Origin of the sequence: Nonomuraea rhizosphaerae, from assembly GCF_019396405.1 — a bacterium.
GTDB classification, from domain to species: Bacteria; Actinomycetota; Actinomycetes; order Streptosporangiales; family Streptosporangiaceae; genus Nonomuraea; species Nonomuraea rhizosphaerae.
In genome coordinates this window covers 1-5146 of the sequence record NZ_JAHKRL010000349.1, presented here as the reverse complement: position 1 = coordinate 5146, position 5146 = coordinate 1, and the positions used below count along the sequence as shown (strand labels likewise).

Here is a 5146-nt window from a genome sequence, read left to right as displayed (position 1 = left end):
ACGCCACCGTGCCGTCGCGACCAGGTACGACAAGCTCGCCGTCCGCTACGAGGCCACCGTTCAGATCGCCATCATCAACGACTGGCTGACCCGCTTATAAAACAGGCCCTAGGAGGGCTGGTACAGGTCGGGGATGCCGTCGGCGTCGGAGTCGGCGCTCTCGGCCGCGTGGATGCGCCGGTAGAGGCGGGCCCGCAACCGCAGGATCACCGTGGCCAGCAGTGCCGCGGCCAGCGAACCGGCCAGTACGGCCACCTTGACCTGTTCCTCCCCGGCCCCGTCGAACGCCAGCTCCCCGATCAGCAGCGACACGGTGAACCCGATGCCGGCCAGGACTGCCAGTCCCGCCATGTCGATCCAGGCCAGGCCCTCATCCAGGGTGGCACGGGTGAACCGGGCCACCAGCCAGGTCGCGGCCAGGATGCCGAGCGGCTTGCCGGCCAGCAGCCCGGCCACGATCCCCACCGCGACCGGCTCGGCCAGCGTCTGGCCCAGGCCGCTCAGCCCGCCCAGTGCCACCCCGGCGGAGAAGAACGCGAAGACCGGCACGGCGACGCCGGCCGAGATCGGCCGGAACCGGTGCTCGAAGCGCTCGGCAAGTCCGGGCACCGTTGCGTTCCCTGGCCCGGCGGCCGGTCCGTTCGCCGTCTTTCTCGCAAGGACGGGAACGGTCAACGCCAACAGCACCCCGGCCACCGTGGCATGCACGCCCGAGGCGTGCACCAGCGCCCAGGTGGCGAACGCCAACGGCAGCAGCGCCCACCACGACCGCACCCCCCGCCGGACCAGGACGGCGAAGGCCAGCAGCGGGACCAAGGCGCCCACCAGCGGCAGCAGCGCCAACTGCGAGGTGTAGAAGACAGCGATGACGACGATGGCGATCAGGTCGTCCACCACGGCCAGCGTCAGCAGGAAGGTACGCAGCGCATCGGGCAGGGATCGGCCGATCACCGCCAGCACCGCCAGCGCGAACGCGATGTCGGTGGCCGTCGGAATCGCCCACCCCCGGGCCGCCCCGGCCGCCCCCGCGATCGCCAGGTACACCAGCGCGGGCACGATGACCCCGCCGAAGGCCGCGGCGACCGGCACCGCGGCCCGCCTCAGGTCGCGCAGGTCACCGGCGACGAACTCGCGCTTCAGCTCCAGCCCGGCGACGAAGAAGAAGATGGCCAGCAGGCCGTCCGCGGCCCAGGTGGCAAGGTCGAGGTTCAGGTGCAGCGCGGCGGGCCCGGCCTCGATCGCGCGCAGGTCCTGGTAGGTCTGCGCCCACGGTGAGTTGGCCCAGATCAGCGCGGCCAGGGCGGCGGCCAGGAGCAGCGCGCCACCGATGGTCTCCTTGCGCAGGATGTCGGCGATGCGGCGCGCCTCGGGCCAGGTGCTTCTGTCGAGCAGGCGCAGCGCAGGTCTGGTCGGGGTGCCCGTCATGAAACTCCGCTCCTGGCAGGACAGTGGCTGTTCACTTGCCGACCAGGCTTCCCGGCACACCTCTCTCCAACGTATCAATACCTTCAAAGAGCCCAAAACTGATCAGATCCGGCCCGCGATCACCGGTTCGTCGACGAGCAGCCGTGCGACCGGGTCTGCACAGGGCACCGGGGCATCAGGGCATCAGGGCATCAGGGCATCAGGGCCAGTTTGCCGACGCTGTCACAGATGCGTGACTTCTACCACTTCATGCTGAGCGAGATACCTGCCCTGCTCGAACGCTGGCAGCAACACCGGCACAGCCTGTCCCGTCAGGCGTGACCCTTGCCCAGGGAACAGTCAATCGCGGGATTTCATGAAGGGTGCGGCACCCCGGTTCAGTAGCTCTTTACAACTCCCGGCAGAACGGCTTTCTCGAAGCGGTGAGACCCCGGTTCCAGAAGCAGGCACCGAGGTCCCACTGATGGAACCTGGGTCCAGCGGGTGGATGTCCCTCTGGCAACGCGCACCGGATCTATGTCCAGGTGATCGCGGCCGATCTACGGGCCAGGAGAGGGGCGGTACTCGTGACAGGGGCTGTACTTGAGCTGACCTCCTCCGACCAGTCGCAGCCTCCAAGAAGATGCCTGCATCAGCTCATGAAGCGAGCCATCCGAAGACCGCATTTCGTGCGACGTCATTTGGATAGCCGCCGTCCCGTTCGCCTCCTACAGTTCACTCCAGCGCGGCCGCGCCGGTGAGCAGAAGAAGATGCTCACCGCCTTGAAACTTCCTCGACAAAGCGGTCGGTGCCGATTCATCGACCGGGGAGACACCATGCTTCGCACCGCACTCACCATGATGGCGACCGCTGCTCTTGGCAGCCTCCTCATGTTCCCGGCCGCCGCACACGCCGAGCCCCGCCCGTATGACTGCAGCAGCGGCCAGAGCTTGCCTTCGAAGGTCATCACGTGGGCGCGGTGCACGGGCGGCTCGGGCATGGTGGCGGCCATTGCCTACTGCTCCAACAACACGACGAAGGTGGGCGTCTGGGTACCGGTCGGGCAGTACTCGAATGCCAAGTGCGAGCAGTACGGCACATGGGTGGTGGGTCACTCCTACACCACCAGTTACGGATGATCTTGGAGCCTTGAGACGGTAGGACTGAGGTTGACAGATCCGTCTGATCTTGACGGTCAGGCGGATCTTGCCGTGAACCGCCCCGGCTTTGATGGAGACCTCAACGGTTGATTTGCTAGGGCTTCGCTGGGGTGGTGTTGAGCGTAGTAGATCGCTTCCAACTCCTCGGGTGGGAGGTGTCCGGTGGCGGAGTGCAGGCGGGTGGTGTTGAACCAGGCCACCCATTCGGCGGTGGCCAGTTCCACCTCGGCCAGGCTGCGCCAGGGCCTCGGGGCTTGATCAGCGAGGTCTGCACCACATCTTCCGCCGCTGCCCAGTCCCTGGTGAGCAGGAACGCCGTACGGCACAGCCGCTCATGCCGCTGCTCGACATACCGAGCAAATCCGTCTACCATCTCCCGCTCCCCTTGCGACACTCTCTCCGGAACTACCGTCCGAGAGGCGCCTTCGGGTGACAAAATTCGGGAATCGGCGGTCACCGCCTGACGACGCACTTACGCGGTGACATCGGCCTGGGGCCGTGCTTCGCTCTGACGATCCGTCGTTCGCCTCGACAGGAAGTCCTGCCGCCACTGCTCGGCGGCCTGCACCATGTTCTGGCTGACGTGCTCGAAGAACTGGCTCATGTCCCGCAGGCGGGTGCCGGCAGGAGTGGTGGAGTCGAGGATCTGCGCCCCCTCATGGGCGAGATCGGCCAGAGTGGCGTTCTGCCGGGCGCTGACCAGCCAGGATCGGTACCAGACGTCGGGGTCGATGACGTACCGGTCACGCCGCCGGCGGGGGTCGCGTTCGCGCCGGATCAGTTCGTGCCGTTCGAGTTCGCCGATGGCCTTGGAGATGGACGCCGGGCTGACCTGGAGACGCTGGACGAGTTCGGCGGCGGTGAGGCTGCCGCTGTCGGTGGTGTACAGGCAGGTGAGCACCCGGGCGATCATTCTCGGCAGCCCTGTCGCGATCATCACCTCGGTGAATCGCTCCTCCAGAGCGTGAACCGCTTGAGGGTCCCGCCCGGGCGCGCCGCCGGCAGCCGGTGGCGCCGGCGCTGTGGCGGAGACCTGTCTACGCCGGCGAGCCCGGCCTTCGGTCGCCTGGTGGGCCCGGTCGGCCTCGTACCTGTCGGCTCCACCGTTACGGGTCACCTCGCGGGTGACGGTGGAGATCGGCCGTTGCAGGCGCTTGGCGATCTCGGTGTAGGTGAGCCCTTCGGCCAGCCCCGCGGCAATGTGCCGGCGATCCTGGTAGGTCAGTCTGCCTCCCGGCATCGGGCCTTCGCCTCCTGTTTGCTGTGTCAGCCCGTTGAGGGGTCCGCGGGCAGGTGGACAGTATTGCGTTCATCTCCACCTCATTGCAAATCCTCCCACGCTTCTTGCGTTCACTCACATGCTCATTGCAAGCCTTGGAGATACCACCTGCAAAAACAGAGGATTCCCCGGATATAGGTTGCGAGATTTATAAATGCAAGTTAGCTTTTTATCCGCACTGAACGCGTACTATCGCGAGCGGACGATCAGTGGCGCGCTGGTGTTCCTCGCCTGAAAGGAATCGACATGGCCAAATCTCTCCCCTCCACGGCGGGGTTGCTCATCACCGCCGTGACATTGGCGGGGGCCGCGACGGCGGTCCCCGCGGCAGCTGCCTCCAGGGCGGGCGCCCCGGGCCACGCTCAGGTTCAGGAGGCGCTCGACCAGGCCGTGGCCGGCGGCGGTGCGCCCGGCATGGTCGCCGAGGTCCGCGACCGTCGCGGGCGGTGGTTCGGCTCGGCAGGGGTGGCCGACACCCGGACCGGCCGCAAGCGTCAGCCGCAGGAACGGTTCCGGATCGGCAGCGCCTCCAAGGCGTTCACGGCCACCGTCGTCCTGCAACTGGCGGCCGAAGGGAAGCTGAGCCTCGACGACACCGTGGACAAATGGCTGCCCGGCCTGGTCAAGGGCAACAACAACGACGGCGGCACGATCACCGTCAGGCACCTGCTCAACCACACCAGCGGGATCTTCAACTACGGCAACGACAAGGAGGAGTTCGCCAAGTTCTCCGGCCCCGCCTGGCTGGAGCACCGCTACGACGCCTACGCACCCGAGCAACTCGTGAAGATCGGCCTGCGCAATCCGCGCTCCTTCGAGGCGCCGGGTGACGGCTTCGTGTACTCCAACACCGGCTACGTCCTGGCCGGGATGATCGTCGAGAAGGTCACCGGCAGGACACTCGCCGGCGAGATCGAGCGGCGCGTCGTCCGCCCCCTGGGCCTGACCGGGACGTACCTGCCGGGCAAGGAGACGAAGATACGCGGCCCGCACCCACGGCACTACTCCACGTTGTTCGCCGCCGAGACCGACGCCAAGGTCTACGACGTGACCGACCAGAGCGCCACCATCGGATGGGCGGCCGGCGGAATGGTCTCAACAGTCGCAGACCTCAACCGATTCACCAGCGCGCTGCTGCGCGGCACGCTCCTGCCGCCCGCCCAGCGGCGGGAGATGTTCGCCATGGTCAAGACCGGGATCAAGATGCCGGACGGCACCTGGAAGGACACCTGGATCCCCGGCACCACGTACGGTGCCGGCGTCTTCTCGTGGGAGCTGTCGTGCGGTGCGAAGGTGTGGGGC

5 protein-coding genes and 1 pseudogene are annotated in these 5146 nt (G+C 67.1%); 3 read left to right on the top strand and 3 right to left on the bottom strand.

What is annotated here, in order from left to right; genetic code table 11:
- Window positions 1-108: 108 nt before the first annotated feature.
- Entirely contained in the window at window positions 109-1425 is a 1317-nt protein-coding gene (gene nhaA / locus KME77_RS17585; protein WP_219468641.1) for a Na+/H+ antiporter NhaA, read from the bottom strand.
- 174 nt (window positions 1426-1599) lie between these two features.
- Here nhaA and KME77_RS30655 point away from each other — a divergent pair, with 174 nt between their 5' ends.
- Window positions 1600-1746, top strand: coding sequence for a hypothetical protein (locus KME77_RS30655; RefSeq protein ID WP_504739331.1), 147 nt, complete (start codon window positions 1600-1602; stop codon window positions 1744-1746).
- A 495-nt stretch (window positions 1747-2241) separates the two neighbouring features.
- Window positions 2242-2544 carry a hypothetical protein gene (locus KME77_RS17580; protein ID WP_219468639.1) on the top strand — a complete coding sequence of 101 codons (303 nt, stop codon included), beginning with the start codon at window positions 2242-2244 and terminating at the stop codon, window positions 2542-2544.
- 56 nt (window positions 2545-2600) lie between these two features.
- Here the strand turns inward: KME77_RS17580 and KME77_RS17575 are convergent.
- Window positions 2601-2792: pseudogene (locus tag KME77_RS17575) on the bottom strand (hypothetical protein); the annotation flags it as partial.
- A gap of 245 nt (window positions 2793-3037) precedes the next feature.
- Complete coding sequence (locus KME77_RS17570) at window positions 3038-3805, bottom strand: GbsR/MarR family transcriptional regulator (RefSeq protein ID WP_219468633.1); 768 nt, start codon at window positions 3803-3805, stop codon at window positions 3038-3040.
- A 285-nt stretch (window positions 3806-4090) separates the two neighbouring features.
- Here KME77_RS17570 and KME77_RS17565 point away from each other — a divergent pair.
- Window positions 4091-5146, top strand: a 1056-nt coding sequence (locus KME77_RS17565; protein ID WP_219468630.1) for a serine hydrolase domain-containing protein, incomplete at its 3' end; no start/stop codon positions are given.

What these genes read in the sequence shown, in the direction of transcription:
- nhaA (WP_219468641.1), bottom strand. Translation starts at nt 1,425, where the DNA reads ATGACGGGCACCCCGACCAGACCTGCGCTGCGCCTGCTCGACAGAAGC.
- KME77_RS17580 (WP_219468639.1), top strand. Translation starts at nt 2,242, where the DNA reads ATGCTTCGCACCGCACTCACCATGATGGCGACCGCTGCTCTTGGCAGC.
- KME77_RS17570 (WP_219468633.1), bottom strand. Translation starts at nt 3,805, where the DNA reads ATGCCGGGAGGCAGACTGACCTACCAGGATCGCCGGCACATTGCCGCG.